Source organism: Chitinispirillales bacterium ANBcel5 (assembly GCA_029688955.1).
In the GTDB taxonomy this organism is placed as follows: domain Bacteria; phylum Fibrobacterota; class Chitinivibrionia; order Chitinivibrionales; family Chitinispirillaceae; genus Cellulosispirillum; species Cellulosispirillum alkaliphilum.
Genome location: JARUKZ010000002.1, coordinates 101675 through 117017, shown reverse-complemented (window position 1 = coordinate 117017; position 15343 = coordinate 101675). Strand labels below are relative to the sequence as shown.

General features: G+C 39.4%; 17 protein-coding genes. 6 read left to right on the top strand and 11 right to left on the bottom strand.

Features of this window, described 5'->3' with window-relative positions:
* Positions 1–14 precede the first annotated feature (14 nt).
* The 3 genes from QA601_01715 (at position 15) to QA601_01705 (ending at position 4036) form a co-directional block, all read left to right on the top strand.
* On the top strand, positions 15–1667 hold the full coding sequence (locus tag QA601_01715; protein MDG5813779.1) for a CTP synthase: 1653 nt from the start codon (positions 15–17) through the stop codon (positions 1665–1667).
* 76 nt (positions 1668–1743) lie between these two features.
* Complete coding sequence (gene purF / locus QA601_01710) at positions 1744–3162, top strand: amidophosphoribosyltransferase (protein ID MDG5813778.1); 1419 nt, start codon at positions 1744–1746, stop codon at positions 3160–3162.
* A 91-nt stretch (positions 3163–3253) separates the two neighbouring features.
* Positions 3254–4036, top strand: a complete 783-nt coding sequence (locus QA601_01705; protein ID MDG5813777.1) for a protein-L-isoaspartate(D-aspartate) O-methyltransferase — start codon at positions 3254–3256, stop codon at positions 4034–4036.
* A 31-nt stretch (positions 4037–4067) separates the two neighbouring features.
* Here the strand turns inward: QA601_01705 and QA601_01700 are convergent, their stop codons facing one another.
* The 10 genes from QA601_01700 to QA601_01655 form a co-directional block, all read right to left on the bottom strand.
* Positions 4068–5252, bottom strand: coding sequence for a hypothetical protein (locus tag QA601_01700; protein ID MDG5813776.1), 1185 nt, complete (start codon positions 5250–5252; stop codon positions 4068–4070).
* A gap of 112 nt (positions 5253–5364) precedes the next feature.
* On the bottom strand, positions 5365–7002 hold the full coding sequence (locus QA601_01695) for a proton-conducting transporter membrane subunit (protein MDG5813775.1): 1638 nt from the start codon (positions 7000–7002) through the stop codon (positions 5365–5367).
* Positions 6986–7330 carry a cation:proton antiporter subunit C gene (locus QA601_01690; GenBank protein ID MDG5813774.1) on the bottom strand — a complete coding sequence of 115 codons (345 nt, stop codon included), beginning with the start codon at positions 7328–7330 and terminating at the stop codon, positions 6986–6988. The genes QA601_01695 and QA601_01690 overlap by 17 nt, the downstream gene beginning before the upstream one ends.
* A complete protein-coding gene (locus tag QA601_01685; GenBank protein MDG5813773.1) occupies positions 7330–7743 on the bottom strand; it encodes an MnhB domain-containing protein in 414 nt (137 codons plus the stop codon). The genes QA601_01690 and QA601_01685 overlap by 1 nt, the downstream gene beginning before the upstream one ends.
* Positions 7730–8005 carry a hypothetical protein gene (locus QA601_01680; protein ID MDG5813772.1) on the bottom strand — a complete coding sequence of 92 codons (276 nt, stop codon included), beginning with the start codon at positions 8003–8005 and terminating at the stop codon, positions 7730–7732. The genes QA601_01685 and QA601_01680 overlap by 14 nt, the downstream gene beginning before the upstream one ends.
* Positions 8002–8241 carry a DUF4040 domain-containing protein gene (locus QA601_01675; GenBank protein ID MDG5813771.1) on the bottom strand — a complete coding sequence of 80 codons (240 nt, stop codon included), beginning with the start codon at positions 8239–8241 and terminating at the stop codon, positions 8002–8004. Before QA601_01675 ends, QA601_01680 begins: the two co-directional genes overlap by 4 nt.
* Positions 8242–8548: 307 nt before the next feature.
* Positions 8549–8830 carry a monovalent cation/H+ antiporter complex subunit F gene (locus tag QA601_01670; GenBank protein ID MDG5813770.1) on the bottom strand — a complete coding sequence of 94 codons (282 nt, stop codon included), beginning with the start codon at positions 8828–8830 and terminating at the stop codon, positions 8549–8551.
* Positions 8827–9339, bottom strand: coding sequence for a Na+/H+ antiporter subunit E (locus tag QA601_01665; protein MDG5813769.1), 513 nt, complete (start codon positions 9337–9339; stop codon positions 8827–8829). Before QA601_01665 ends, QA601_01670 begins: the two co-directional genes overlap by 4 nt.
* Positions 9339–9800 carry a PTS sugar transporter subunit IIA gene (locus QA601_01660; protein MDG5813768.1) on the bottom strand — a complete coding sequence of 154 codons (462 nt, stop codon included), beginning with the start codon at positions 9798–9800 and terminating at the stop codon, positions 9339–9341. The genes QA601_01665 and QA601_01660 overlap by 1 nt, the downstream gene beginning before the upstream one ends.
* 4 nt (positions 9801–9804) lie before the next feature.
* Positions 9805–10143 carry a hypothetical protein gene (locus QA601_01655; GenBank protein MDG5813767.1) on the bottom strand — a complete coding sequence of 113 codons (339 nt, stop codon included), beginning with the start codon at positions 10141–10143 and terminating at the stop codon, positions 9805–9807.
* Positions 10144–10374: 231 nt separating this feature from the next.
* On the opposite strand from QA601_01655, the gene QA601_01650 reads away from it, so the two are divergent.
* Both QA601_01650 and malQ read left to right on the top strand, forming a co-directional pair.
* A complete protein-coding gene (locus QA601_01650) occupies positions 10375–10809 on the top strand; it encodes an Rrf2 family transcriptional regulator (GenBank protein ID MDG5813766.1) in 435 nt (144 codons plus the stop codon).
* A 67-nt stretch (positions 10810–10876) separates the two neighbouring features.
* Positions 10877–12361 carry a 4-alpha-glucanotransferase gene (malQ, locus tag QA601_01645; GenBank protein MDG5813765.1) on the top strand — a complete coding sequence of 495 codons (1485 nt, stop codon included), beginning with the start codon at positions 10877–10879 and terminating at the stop codon, positions 12359–12361.
* 14 nt (positions 12362–12375) lie between these two features.
* Here the strand turns inward: malQ and QA601_01640 are convergent, their stop codons facing one another.
* Positions 12376–13509, bottom strand: a complete 1134-nt coding sequence (locus tag QA601_01640) for a T9SS type A sorting domain-containing protein (GenBank protein MDG5813764.1) — start codon at positions 13507–13509, stop codon at positions 12376–12378.
* A 235-nt stretch (positions 13510–13744) separates the two neighbouring features.
* On the opposite strand from QA601_01640, the gene QA601_01635 reads away from it, so the two are divergent.
* Entirely contained in the window at positions 13745–15235 is a 1491-nt protein-coding gene (locus QA601_01635) for an ATP-dependent helicase (protein MDG5813763.1), read from the top strand.
* The last annotated feature ends 108 nt before the right edge of the window (positions 15236–15343 follow it).

The following is a 15343-nucleotide window of genomic DNA, read 5'->3' as shown; positions in this document are numbered from 1 at the left end:
AAGGGGATGATCTGGTGCCAAAGGGAGGTCAACAAACAAAACACATTTTTATTACCGGAGGAGTGGTCTCTTCTCTTGGAAAAGGACTGACCGCTGCGTCTATCGCACTACTGCTTAAACGCAGAGGGTACTCAGTAAAATTGCAAAAATTCGATCCATATATAAATGTTGATCCTGGGACGATGTCCCCCTATCAGCACGGTGAGGTATATGTAACTGCTGATGGTGCAGAGACTGATTTGGATCTGGGGCATTATGAGAGATTTACCGACATAGAATGTACCCAGGCAAGTAATTTTACTACAGGCAGAATTTACAGCAATGTTATTAAAAGAGAGCGTGATGGTGGGTATATGGGAGGAACTGTTCAGGTAATTCCTCACATCACCGATGAAATAAAAAAATCAATTCAGGCAGTCGAGTCAGAGGATGTAGATATTGTCATTACAGAGATCGGTGGAACATCAGGTGATATAGAATCGCTACCCTTTTTAGAGGCCATTAGACAATACAGACAGGAGATAGGGCGTAAAAACGGACTCTTTATACACATGACACTCGTTCCTTACCTTCGGGCTGCAGGAGAGTTAAAGACAAAACCATCTCAACAAAGTGTTAGTTTGTTGAGATCTATAGGTATTTTTCCTGATATTATAATTTGTCGAAGTGAAGTTGAGTTGGGCAAAGAACACCGGGATAAGATTTCGCTTTTTTGTAATGTAGATAAAGAGCTTGTGATAGAAGAGAAGGATGTGGAGAATTCAATCTACGAGGTCCCCAGGGAATTAAAAAAACAGAAGCTTGATATTCACTGTTTGAAACAATTGGATCTTCAGGTGAAACCACTAAATATGTCTGATTGGGGTACAATGCTTAACAGGCTGATTCATCCCTGTAATGGTCAGGTCAAAATAGGTATTGTGGGCAAGTATATAAGTTTGCAGGACGCATACAAAAGTGTGTACGAATCACTTACTCATGGAGGCATTGCTCAAAATGTAAAAGTTGTGCTACATATGGTTGAATCTGAGAAAATTGAAGAGTGCGGACCTGAGGCGCTTTTAAGAGGATGTGATGGTATTTTAATTCCTGGTGGGTTTGGAGATAGGGGTATTGAGGGTAAAATAATGGCTGCTGGTTTCGCCCGTAAACACATGGTCCCTTTTCTTGGGATATGTTTGGGAATGCATTGTGCTGTGATTGAATTCGCCCGGGAGTGTTGTGGCTTTGAGAATGCAAACAGCGAAGAGTTTGATCCCAGTTGCGCTGATAAAGTTATTCAGCTCATGAAAGGACAGCAAAATGTGAAAAAACAAGGTGGATCCATGAGATTGGGATCAAAAGTATGTAAAATTTTACCAGACACACAAGCCTATAGAATATATGGTAAAGAGTGTATAGAGGAGAGGCACAGGCATCGATTTGAGTTCAACAACGAATATAAAAAAATAATGGAAGAAAACGGGATGATAATAAGTGGAGTATCTTCAGATTTTATAGCTGAAATAATAGAGATACCATCACACAAATGGTATATAGCATGTCAGTTTCACCCTGAATATCAATCTACTCCCCTTAAAGCTAATCCATTGTTTAAAGAATTCATCGGGGCTTCACTTGATTTTAGTATAAATGAAAAAGAAGAAGAAAAGTATGCGATGGTTTGAAATCAAGAAAGTATGGGATGAAAGTTACAAATGACCTTTTTTAATTCAGGTCTTTCTCATATAAAAAAAGAAAGGTATGGCTGAAACTATGGAAAACAGCCCTCGTGAGAAATGTGGTATATTCGGTGTCTACGGCCTTGAAGATGCTGCATCTACGTTATATAATGGTCTTTTTTCATTGCAACACAGGGGTCAGGAAGGTGCTGGAATTGTAGTAAGTGATGGTCAGAATATCCGCTCATCAAAAGGATGTGGACTTGTGAGCGAAGTTTTTTCAAGCAGAACGATTAAACAATTAAAAGGTAATATTGGAATCGGACATGTTAGATATTCAACCACCGGTGATTCGTGCATAGAAAACGTACAGCCAATTATTGTGCAGTGTATAGATGGAACATGGGCTGTTGCTCATAATGGTAATCTGGTTAATGCTGATTCGCTCAGGCAGATGTATGAGGAGTCAGGGTCCATTTTTCAAACAACTACCGACAGTGAAGTGCTGTTGCATATATTGGCCGATCCAATTTACAGGCATAATCAGCATCGGATAGCACGAGCGTTGGCACAACTACGCGGGGCGTTTGCTTTTTTATTGATGAGGCCATCTTGTGTTATCGCTGCCCGTGATCCATGGGGGTATCGTCCTCTGTCTATAGGAAAATGCGGGAATGCGTGGTTTTTTGCCAGTGAAACCTGTGCTCTTAAACAAACCGGCGCTCAATATATTCGTGATCTTAAACCAGGTGAAATGGTCATTGTAAATGATTCAGGGTTACACTCTGAAATGTTTGTGGATAAACAACAAACTAACCTCTCACAATGTTTGTTTGAGATGATCTATTTTGCCAGGCCAGACAGCACTGTTTTTGGTCACAATGTACACAATGTACGCTCTCATTATGGTTGCCAACTTGCCCGTGAGCACTACGTGGAGGCAGATATTGTAATTCCCGTTCCGGACAGTGGTAATTCTGCTGCACTGGGATATTCTAGAGAAAGCGGTATCCCTCTGGATTATGGATTTATAAGAAACCACTATGTGGGCAGAACATTTATTATGCCAAATTCAAATCAGCGCAAACAAAGTTTGGATATGAAACTTTCAGTTTTACCCGATGTAGTGAATGGAAAACGTATTATAGTTGTTGATGATTCTATTGTTAGAGGGAATACTGCCCGTCAGAGAATACATAGTCTTCGTAAAGCTGGTGCAAAGGAGATTCATCTTAGAATAGCCTCACCACCCACTCGTTTTCCATGCTTTTATGGAATCGATTTTGCCACCAGGGAGGAGCTCATTGCCGCTGGTTGTGATATAGATGAGGTTAGAAGATTCATTGGAGCTGATACGCTTGGGTATTTGAGTATAGAAGGCGTTCTTTCTGCTTTTAAAAATAGAAACGATTACTGTATCGAGTGTTTCAATGGGAAACGCAATGTAGCAGGCACTCAAAAAAGATCAAAGTCTAAAGTAGAATGTACCTGTACCATATAAATTCTTCTTAAGGTATATTTTTATCAGAGCAGCAAAAGTAATATATTTGAGTATATACTGTTTAGGTAAATACCGGGAAAGGAGAAGATAGGTGAAAAACTCAGGAAAAAAAATGGCTGCTTTGAATGATACTTCGAAAATAACATCTTATAAATTACTATCCTTCATTTCAGTTATAAGTGTTTTCGTAGTAATTTGTTGTTTTTCTGTAAATGCTGGGGAGATAAAAACTGAAAGCCAGTTTAGAGAAATGCGTGAACGAATGGTTTCAGAGCAGATAGAAGCTAGAGGAATAACAAACAGGGAGGTAGTTGGGGCGTTAAAGAGTGTAAAACGGCACAAGTTCGTACCTGATAGTGTCAGGTTTTTATCCTATGGGGATCACCCTCTTCCTATTGGAGAAGGGCAAACTATTTCACAACCATTTATAGTGGCTCTGATGACACAGGTAATAGAACCACACACTGAAATGAGAGTGCTTGAAATAGGTACCGGTTCAGGGTATCAGGCTGCAGTACTTGCTGAGTTGTGCAAAGAAGTCTACACAATAGAAATTGTTGAATCTCTTGGAAAACGAGCAAAAAAGGTCTTAGATGATCTTTGTGATAACGTGTATGTGAAAATAGGAGATGGCTATAAGGGGTGGCCTGATCATGCGCCGTTTGATGCAATTATAGTAACCTGTTCCCCTACACATGTCCCCGAACCACTTATTGAACAGCTTAAGGACGGGGGAAAGATGATTATTCCTGTAGGTGAAGATGGAAGTCAGGAGTTGGTGTTAATGACTAAAATAGGTGATGAACTGAAAAAAGATGCCATTATTCCGGTTCGTTTTGTCCCAATGGTAGATTTTGAAGGAAAAACCTATTAAACGAAACAATACGAAAATAAAAGAGGCAATATTATTTGCCTCTTGCTGTTTCTTTGAGTGTAGTTATCAGAGTATCTGGTGTTGAGAGAATCAATGTATCTGAATATACCCCTTTTACTTCTTTAATTAGTTTTTCATCTTCGGTTACAAAGATCGCTTTTGTAGATGGAAATGTGGAAAGACATGTTTTTATCATTGGTATATCTGAGCGAGTGTCACCGCACACAAGAATGTTTTTTGAGCTATTCAACAGATTTAGTTTTTCGGCAATAAATTTCACACCATCACCTTTGTCAAATTCTTTTGCTTCGGAATTGCCATCTACCGTTAAGATAATTTCTATATCCATCCCTGTATCTTCTATTATTAAATTGTTCTCACTAGGATCTATTTTTCTTACAATGTCCTCGATGATGTTTTTAAAGTCGCTACTTTTTTGTGAACTTACTGAAGAGTAGATATCTTGTCTTGCTATCGTGCTTTGACCAAATTTAAGTTGTAAGCCGGACCCAATGTATCCAAATACCTTGTACTGAGGATTCTGAAGAATACTTTTTAGCTCAATGTTCAATTGGTCGAGAAAACGCTGTTTGGATTTGGGTATTGACAGCGAACTTTTTTTTCCAAACTTATCCCTTAACTCCCGCCCCTTGGAACCGGCATAAATGAACAGATTCTCCGGATTAACACTTATATCTCTTAAACCAACATTTTCAAGTGGTGCAGCTGTAAGGAGAATAGGGTATTTGACAGTTTTTGCATAATGAGAAAGAAACAGGGCGTTGTAAGTAGACTGAATCGAGGACAAGTAACGGCCACAGTAATTATTTACAGTTCCATCTCTGTCAGAAATAAAGCAGTCGATCTGGTGGTCTTTTAAATAGTCTACACCTTGTTTCACTTCTAAATCAAAGCGGGGATTACTCTCTGAAAAAGATTTAAACAGAGCCTCTTCTCCGTGCTTTAGAAAGTTTAAATCTCTTCTTATCTCTTCAACTTCATATCCAAGGTCTGTGTAGACCTGCTTGTTTTCGATTAAAAGGACCCGGTGGTTATCAATAATTGGGATAGTGTTAAGGGTCTGTGATATATCGTTAAGCTTTTGTATTGCACTTTCGTCTGGCTTATAGTTTTCAATCATAGCTTTAACAATCGTACGCCTTGGCTCAATGGTATCACGCATGAGTGAAAGGAATTGGTCTATAGTTATCTGCATATTAAGTAACCTCCCTATTTCCTTCTATATATAATGGATTTTGAGTTCATTACATCAAAAATAAAGCCTGTTGTGTTGTGAAAAAAGCCCCGGGTATTTACTGAGACCCTTTTTATCTCCACAAAAGGATTGTTGCTAATACAAATGCAGCAAGCAGATAGCCAGTTGCGCGACTTAGGCTGGGAACAATTCGTCTAATTCTGTTGGTTATTAGGTTGCCGGTGTTGGTTTTAGACAAAAGAAAAATCGTGATACCAGCAACAATTACAGGTAAAATCCCAAGTATTGCACCTGTTGTGTATACCGGATATGGTTCAATGGTAGTAGAGGAAACTTGTGCAAAGGAGAAAAAGTTAAGCCAAAACTGAGGCAAGAGGCCCATTATCAGAGTTAAAAGGCTTAAAAAACCTATAGGAAGGTAGAAAAACCTTATCGGTTTTACTGCTGAGGTTTCTACTGATTTTGTTTTTTTACCAGTTAAAATAAGTGATAGTTTAAAGTATGCTGCAAAAGTGACAAAACTGGCGATCCAAAGGAGTGTATGCATGCTATAGCCACTTGCTTCATTTAGTATCGTCTTTTTACTCACAAATCCACTAAAGGGTGGAATTCCTGCAATTGAAAGTGCTGCTGTTAAATAAAAGATAGATAGAAGTGGAAATGATTTAGCTATACCTCTCAGTTTTTTGATGTTTCTCTCGCCGGTTAGTAGTATCATAGTCCCCACGGAAAGAAAAAGTAGGCACTTAAAAATACCGTGATTAAAAGCGTGATAAAGAGCGGCGGTTCTTGATACTGTGCTACCGATTCCCAGAGCAGCTATCAGGTAGCCCATCTGTGACACTGAAGAAAATGCGAGTATCTTTTTGGCATCGATCTCACTCAGTGCATAACATGCCCCCAGCAGTGCTGTAACAGTGCCGGTGAATAGAAAAACTGTCAGCAGAACCGGTGAAAGTGAAAGGTCAAGTACTCTCCACAAAGCGATAAAAGCAACTTTAATCATCACTCCACTAAGAATAGCTGAAACAGGGTGGGGGGCATATGCGTGAGCTTCAGGCAACCAGGTGTGAAAAGGTATAAAAGCTGTACGGACCCCTATTCCAATAACCAGCGCAATTATTGCAACTGCAAGCGTTGGAGACATTTGTTGGGGATTGAGATCATTTATCGCACTAAACGCAACAGAGCCAGTGTTTTGATAGATAATAAAAACACCAATAAGGTAAAAAACCATTGCTGCTGAGCCAATAATAAGATATTTAAAACTGGCTAAAACCGAATGGCTTTTTTGAAAATAGGCGATAAGAATATAAGAACATATTGCAAGTATTTCGAAGAAAACAAAAAGGTTAAAAAAATCACGGGTAATCAAAACCCCCTGCATACCTGCAAGCATAATGAGAAATGTAAAATAAAACATTGGGGAATAAGTGTCTTCAATCATTGCAAATATGATTCCGCACGTACAGATTATAAGTACTAACAGAGAAGCTGTCCAGGAGAGCATATCAAAGCCCATTAGTATTCCTGCTACAGGTTGCCACCCCCCTGCAATGAACGTGACCTCCCGGACTGTAGTAAAAGTTCTGTAGCTTAAAACAACGGTAGTAAATGAGAGTAAAAGCGTAATAATTACACTTGCTTTGGAAATGAATTGATTGGAAAGAATTTTTCCCAATGAGCATACAGAGGCCCCAAGCAGTGGAATGATTACCAGAGATAGTATCAGGTTATTTGTGTTCAGCAATGTGTTCCCGTTCTATTACTTCTAAGTTAAGTGTTCCATATTTTTGATATATTCGGTAAATGAGGCAAACGCCAAATGCGGTAATGCTCATTCCAATAACAATAGCGGTAAGCATAAGCGCCTGAGGTAGAGGGTCTGTTATAGTGTCTGTGCCTTTAACGAGAATGGGAGCCGATATTCCTGAACGGGAGCTGGTTTTAATAAAAAGGATAATTACAGCATTGTTTAGTATATTTAGGGCAATCAATTTTTTTAAAATATTTTTCTTACTGAGTAGTCCCCAGAATCCCAGCATAAACAAGGTAGTGATTAGAATATTTATTATCATTAGTCTTTCCTAAAGAAGTAGTAACAGACCAAGCTGATTCCTGCGCCAACCTTCAACCCTATAATAATGTTTAACAGAAAAAGAAATCCTGCTGTTTGATTTTCCGAAAATTGCAGAAAGTTGAAAAGAGCAAGAAAATTACCTTCCATAAGCATCCCGGTTAAACCGGTCATGAGGAATGCAAAAAGAGCACCTGTTTCGATAAAGAGAAATGCCTTTTTGGGAAAAAGCTTCATTATTTCATCTGGATCGTGACAGAGAAAAAGCAGCACAACAGCTGAAGCAAGCACCACTCCCCCCTGAAAGCCACCACCGGGAGAAAGATGGCCGTGGGTAACTACATAGAAGCCAAACATTAAAATAAATGGTGCAAGTTTGCGCGATATTACATCAAGTATATCAGTTTTTCTCATTATTTCTCGTAAGATAAAGAATGGTTCCACTCACAGCAATAAACAGTACAATCGTCTCTCCCAAAGTATCAAAAGCTCTGTAGCCCAGATATATAGAGGTTACAAGATTTATTGCCCCTGTTTGCTCGGTACCATGTTGCAATATGTAATCTCTTGCGTGTGGGATTGCAGCTTGTTTTGCATCTATGACTTTAAAAAACACGTAACCGGTGGCAGCAACAAGTAACAAATATACACACTCAGTCAACCATTTATTTTTCATGAGTCATCTCTCCTGACAGTTTTTCGAATAACCCATATATAGATAAAAGTAGAAACACCTGCTCCTACCGCAGCTTCTGTAAGAGCCACATCAGGGGCGTGAAGATAGAAAAAGAGCAGTGAACTGAGCAGGCTGAAAACAGCCATATGTACTACTGTACCTATAAGGTCTCTTGATTGCAGAGCCATTGCAGCCACTGCTACATGCAGGAGAATAAGAATTGCTGCAATTGACATATTTTATTTTCCTTTGCCTTTTCTGACACTTCTATGCCTCCAGGGTTCTATCCCCTTATTCCAGGCATATCTGCCAATAATGTGGGCACTTACCGGGCTTGAAATCAAGAAGAAGATCATGAGTACAAAAATTTTACCGCTGATCACCGTTAGGCCTGATTGGAGTATAGCTGCAATAAAAAAGGAGAAAACAGAAGTCGTACTGCAAGTTGAGGATGCTTGTAACCTGGTATAAACATCTGGAAATATTAATACTCCTATATTGCCCATCACGGCGAAAAGTATCCCGAGCAAAATAAAGAATTGTTCAATCCAAATCATTGTTTTTTTCCTTATTATGGGTAGTATATTTTGTAATAGCAAGAATTCCCACAAAACCAAAAATGTCGTAAACTAAAGCTACATCAAGATATACTGAAAGGTCTTCTTTAACCGCCAGGAGGGCAAAAATAGCCAGTACCTGGGCAGAAATAAGGTTTAGACCAACCAAACGGTCGGCAATAGTTGGTCCTATTACCACTCTTATCATACTGATCACAATAGTTGCAAGAAGAAAGTAGACTACCAGGTCAAAAGAAAAGATGGTCATATCCAAATCCTTTTTAGTAGCCGTTCAAAAGTCCCCTTGATTAACTCTCCACTGTATTTTGAGTGGGTAGTTTTAGCATCCAGCCAGTGTACAATCAGATGGTCATCATCAAGATTGAGTGTTATTGTTCCAGGTGTGACAGTTATAGCATTGGTTAGAATAACTCTGGATAAATCAGCCTTTAATTTAGTCCTGAAGTGCACGATACGGGGGTTTATTCTTCCCCGTAAAACATTATACGTTACCTTGAAACTTGCAACATACATTTTAAATAATACAATAAGTAAAAATATGAAGAATAAATGTACCTTTGGTAGTAATGAACGTTTTGCCGCTTCTGTATCATGGATGAAAATGTCGTAAGTCAGATATGAAACCAGCACCGAAAGAATGATTCCAGTAAAAACCATTTCTAATTCAAGTGAGCCGCTAAAGAGTAGCCACCCAATAAACAAGTTAATAGAGGTCAAGATGATACGTACAATTTTCCACTTGGAATAGGTATTCATTAACTACTTTCTTTTAGTTTTATTACATTTATAACTTCTGTAGGGGTAGTAGCATCCATTAGGCTATCAATAAGGGTTTGGTCATGAAGAAGTCGTGATAGTTTACTTAAAAGTTTAAGGTGCTCTGAATGCATACCTTCCGGTCCGAGAATAAGGAAAAATAAGTAAACAGGCTTATTATCAATTGCTCCAAACGATACCCCCTTCTTTTTTCTGCCAAAAACTATGTGGATTTGATCAATGTTGGGAAGAAGTTTATGGGGTAATGCGATGCCCTGGCCAATGCCGGTTGAAGAGAGTTTCTCTCTTTCCAATACTTCATTAACATAGTACTCTGAATTTTCAATCTTTTCGGCTGATTCCAGCGTAGATATTAGCTCCCGTATAACATGGGCTTTTCGCTTAGCCTTTATATCCATAATTACGCAATTTTCATCAAGTAAATCTGAAATTATTTGCACCCTCTTACTCCTTTTCAAATAGCCCCTTGCAAAAGTCTATTGGAACTGTAAACATAATTCCTGTACCCGGGTTCGAAAGATCCCCGCAAATCTGCTCTATCAGTATTTCGAGTTTCTGGATCGCTTCTACATTTTTGACAACAGAAAAAATCGTTTTATTATAGGGTTTGTTTCCTTTCATAAATTTTTTAAAATCTGCAAAAAGAGGTACTTCATAGGTAAGAAAATGCCCCATACCTTCTGAATCCAAAATAGTTGCTCCATCAATCCCAGCTTCAACATACGCTGACAAAACCTCATCAAGCAGGTCTTCCCGGTTTAGCACAAAAACCAGTAACTTCATCGATACCCTTTTGCTTTTATTTAAAATTTGTGTTTAATCTACCCAGTTTTGGCTATAAAATAATTTCGATCAACCTGGCATACTAAAACAGAAACACTAAATTTTGATCTAAATAGCTGATATAAATTAAACCATTTTTAGAATAAGTGAAATGAAGACACTGAGAATCTATTATTTTTTAAATTGTGCAGAAAGGAGTTTCAATTTACCTTTAAATCAGGGGCCTAGTTTATGAAAATTTCAACAAAGTGCCGTTACGGGTTTAGGGCAGTCCTTCAGATTGCTGAACTATATGGTAGTGTGCCATGTAAGAGAAAAGAGATCGTGAAGCGCCAAAAACTTTCTGACTCGTATCTTGAAAATATTCTTATTATGCTTAAAAGTAGTGGGCTCATTGAGACTACAAGGGGCATAAAAGGGGGGTATGTACTGTCTCGTCCACCGGAAGAGATCACTTTGCTTGAAATATTTATCGCTTTAGAAGGGCCACTTCAGCTTGTTGAATGCGTTGATTTACCAGAAAAGTGTATTAATTCTCAGGAATGTATTACAAGAACTGTATGGAAAAAATTATCAGATTCATGGAAAGCGATTCTTAGTGATATGACTTTGCAGAGCCTTCTTGATCAGAAAAATAGCACTGATTGTCACAATTTTTGTATATGATTGTAATAACTTGGCCCAGGTGTTACAATTCTATGTCATCGTACTTTAAAATAACCGGGATTTTAAAATGAGAGCTTCAGGTATTTTCTTACATCCTACATCACTACCTTCTCCTTATGGTATCGGCGATTTGGGAGCTGATGCACGCTGGTGGATTGATCTTCTTAAAAATAACTATCAAAGTTTTTGGCAAATATGTCCACTTGGACCAACTGGCTTTGGTGATTCACCTTATCAGACGCTCTGTTCATTTGCCGGAAATACCTTGTTGTTATCTCCTGATCTGCTAAAAGAGCAAAACCTGCTTTCTGATTCTGATCTTTCCTCTTTTCCAAAACTTTCCGAAGAAAAGGTAGATTTTGGAACAGTTATAAAAGAAAAGGAAAAGCTATTCAGAATAGCATTTCAAAATTTCTCAGACGTCCCTGAGTTCTCTGTTTTTTGTCAGGAGCAGCACTGGTGGCTACACGATTATGCTTTGTTCAGGGTGATAAAAGATAATCATGATGGAAAACCCTGGTGGCAGTGGAATGAGAAATACAGGTTAAGAGACAAAGACGCTTTGGAGAACGTTGCTCAAGAATGTTCTGAGCAGATAAGGTATTATAAATTTCTGCAGTTTGTATTTAATAACCAGTGGCTTAGTTTAAAAGCGTATGCTAATGAAAAAAGAGTAAGAATAGTTGGAGATATACCGTACTATACTGCTTATGATAGCTCAGATACCTGGTCACAACCAGAACTATTTGAAATTGGTAAAGACGGTGGTCTGTTAAGGGTTGCCGGTGTCCCGCCGGATTATTTCAGCGAAACAGGGCAGCTCTGGGGCAATCCTTTATACAAATGGGATGTAATGAAAAATAACAACTATTCCTGGTGGGCAAAGCGTTTAGGGAAAATGCTGCAATGGGTTGATCTCATTAGACTGGATCATTTCAGAGCATTTGAGTCATATTGGGCTATTCCGGTACAGAGCCAAACCGCTATAAATGGTGTGTGGGAAAAGGGACCTGGTATCCACTTTTTTGAGTGTATGAAAGAGCAGCTTGGTGATTTGCCCTTCATCGCTGAAGATTTGGGAGACATAACTCCTGAAGTACTCGCCTTGCGTGAACAAATAGGGGCTCCGGGAATGAAAATTCTACAGTTTGCATTTGATGGTAACCCGCTTAACCCTTATCTTCCCTATAACGTTTGTTTTGATAGTGTTACCTATACCGGAACTCATGATAACGATACTTCACTTGGATGGTATATAAATCTCCCCTCCATAGATAAAAAGAGAGTTCGTGATTATCTTGGGTGCACAAACAAAAGCTTTCTTAAGAGTTTTTTGCGGTGTGCCTTTGCTTCGCCTTCGGAGCTTTGTATCGTACCTTTTCAGGATGTTCTTATGCTCGATTCTGCTCACCGCATGAATACTCCAGGCACTCAAAGTGGAAATTGGAGCTGGAGGTTTACAAAAAATATGGTGGAAGAGAGTATGCTAAAGCGAATCTATGACTATACTCTCATCTACGGAAGAGCGGGTAACTCGGGGCACTGCCTCTAAATAATAGTATCCAGTTATTTTACCAGAGGCAGTTTTTGGGCTGATATAATGCCATTTTCATGATAAAGAACCGCATAGTAAAGTCCGGATCTGTAGTGTTGGTTTGAGAGCGACAAAACTGAGGTGTTATTACTACCAACACTGTGTTTTTCGATTAATGCACCGTTTAGAGAGAAGATCTTTAGTACTGCATTACCATTTACAGGCATTTTCTCTAAATGAAGGGAAACACTTGAGTTTGGTCCAACCACCCTAAAACTGTTTTCTTTTCTCTGAATATTACTTCTGTTCTCGCTAGTAGAGGATTGCGGGATAATGTCTTCTGTTGAAAAGATAAAATTATCAAAAAATATGTATTCATCCTTTGAAGGGGCCCAGGACTGGTCACCCCCACCATAAAAAGTACTGAAATAGAAAAGATCAACTCCAAACGTGCCTTCATGGGATCTGAGCATAACAGTTGAATCAAGAGCCAGATCACCATCGAGCCACGAAGTAACTCTACCATCGGCTTCACCCGGGGTATTCATAATCACCCGTGTTTTGAGGGTATGCCATGTAGCTGGTCTTAAATATCTTCGGGTACTGGACCAGGTTGGGTTGGGATAGGACCAGAAGAAATCTTCACCCCAGGTATTGGTAGACTCCATATGATACATGTACTGGGTAAGTGCAGCCTGGTTTCCGTCTGCAGTAGATCTGTCTCTCCACATTATTCGCGCCGAGAAGCCGTCGGTACCATCTGGAATATCTCCGCCTGTGGGTGAAGTCCCACCGGCCAGACCGGGTAATTTTCCGCCCCGCACAGGGTCGAACTCCTCTGAAATCATTACCATATAACTGACGTATACCGTATCATAGCTGTCATCGAAATACATTTGCCACTGAGCGCCGCCTTCACGGGGGCCAACTCCATCAGCCGGATACGTTACCCTAAGTACCTTTTCCCTTTCAGATAATGGGTCGTTAACGATATGGCAGCGCCCTTCATCAACACCGTTACTCCAGGTAGGACTGTTCCAGGCTGCTTTCATCTGCTCTGTTGTATAAATCCCCAAAGGCTCATCGTCAAATGTTATCGTTTTAAATGGCTGTGCAAAGAGATGTGTGCTCAGAAGCGCCGAGAGCAGGACTGTGAGTTTAATCAAAATAACATTCTCCGGAAAAAAACTAAGATTATTGCCTGTACTATAATAATATAGGTTGTTGTACCTGTTTTACAATCCTTTTCAGAGATTGGGGATCAACTTTTACGTGTAGATTACAAGGATCTTTTTTAAGTCTATGGCATTTAATAACCATAAAGGTTATTTTAAAGTAAGACATAAAAAGCCTATACTTTTTTGGTTAACGCAGCTAAAAGCTCAGGATTAGTAAACAGAAATGGATGCTCATTTAAGGGAAATGGTCAAGTCTATTAATCCGGAGCAATATGAGGCGGTTACTACTGCTCATAAAGGTTCTGTGCTTGTTTTGGCTGGTGCGGGGTGTGGAAAAACCGCAGTTCTTACCCGTAGAATTGCCTATCTTGCAGGTTCAGGTATCAATGCGGATCAAATTGTTGCACTGACCTTTTCTCGCAAAGCAGCTTTAGAGATGGCTCAACGCCTTAGTGATCTTATGTCTCACACCTCTGATTTACCTCTTGTAACTACGTTTCATGGTTTTGCACTCAGGATTCTTACTACTGCTCACGGGGGTAGGTCCAATTTCAGTCGCATAGGATTTGAGGGGAAATTGCAGTTACTGAGCAGTGCGCAAAGATATAAGCTTCTTTCAATAGTTTCAAATGCAGGGCAGCGGAAATATCTAAAATTAAATCTTACAGATTTGGAAAAAATAATAACTAAAATGGAGGTTTTTCCCCAAAGAGTAAGGCGCTTAGTGGGTGATAAAGAGTGGGATTTGATTTGGAGTATAGCCTCTAAATTCTCGGAAATTAAGAAAAAACGCGGCTTATGGGATTATTCAGATCTAATTAATGGGGTATTACAGCTTTTTAGGCGGTTCCCTTCGATAGCTGCTCACTATGGAGGAGCATTCAGATCTGTTCTGGTCGATGAGTTTCAGGATACCAGTCCGGTGCAGGTGGAGTTGCTGGAATTTCTTTTAGGAGAGAGCACATCACTTTTTGCCGTTGGTGACGATGATCAGGCTATTTATGGGTTTCGGGGTGCAGATATAAGGCCCATTTGTGAATTTGAAAAACGTTTCGAGGATTCGATCGTAATTAAACTTGAGACAAATTACCGTAGTATACCGGCAATCTTAAATTGCGCTAACAAACTCTGGGTCAATAAGCCAGCAACCTATCGAAAAATATTAAGAAGTGGAAAAACGACCCACCCGCTGGGTTGTAGCAGGCCTGCGGTCATAAAGTTTAAAGACCAGAAAGCAGCTTCTGAGTGGATAGTAAAGAAAATCAATGAAATCGAAGAAAAGTACAAAATCCCACCCACATCCATGGCTGTTCTTTTCAGGGTAAACAGTACACTGTCCTTTACCCAACGGGTGATGAAAACAATGCAGCCTGACACAAAACGTCTTCCTCTGTTTGTTACTGTGCATGGAAGTAAGGGTTTAGAGTATCCGGTGGTTTTCCTTTGTGATTTAGAAGAGGGGTTTTTCCCTCACTACAGGATTGAGAAACGAAGAAAAATAGGGACCTGGTCAGATTTTTTTAACCAGATTATGAAAAGTCAGCAAAAACAGAGAAGTGTCGCTGATGATATTTTGGATGAGGAGCTGCGTCTTTTCTATGTTGGTTTGACCAGAGCACAGAGGTTTTTATTTCTTTTAAGTTGTGGACGAAAAGAATATTTCCAAAGACAGATCCAGTTACAGCCATCACGTTTTTTAAAGTATTTAAAATGAGGGATACTGCATTGGATTAGTATTTGCTGTTTGACTCCGTTTGCTGCCTAACCTATTTTAAACAGATTTAACGAATCTATTTATACCGGGTTTTTAGAAAATTCGGTT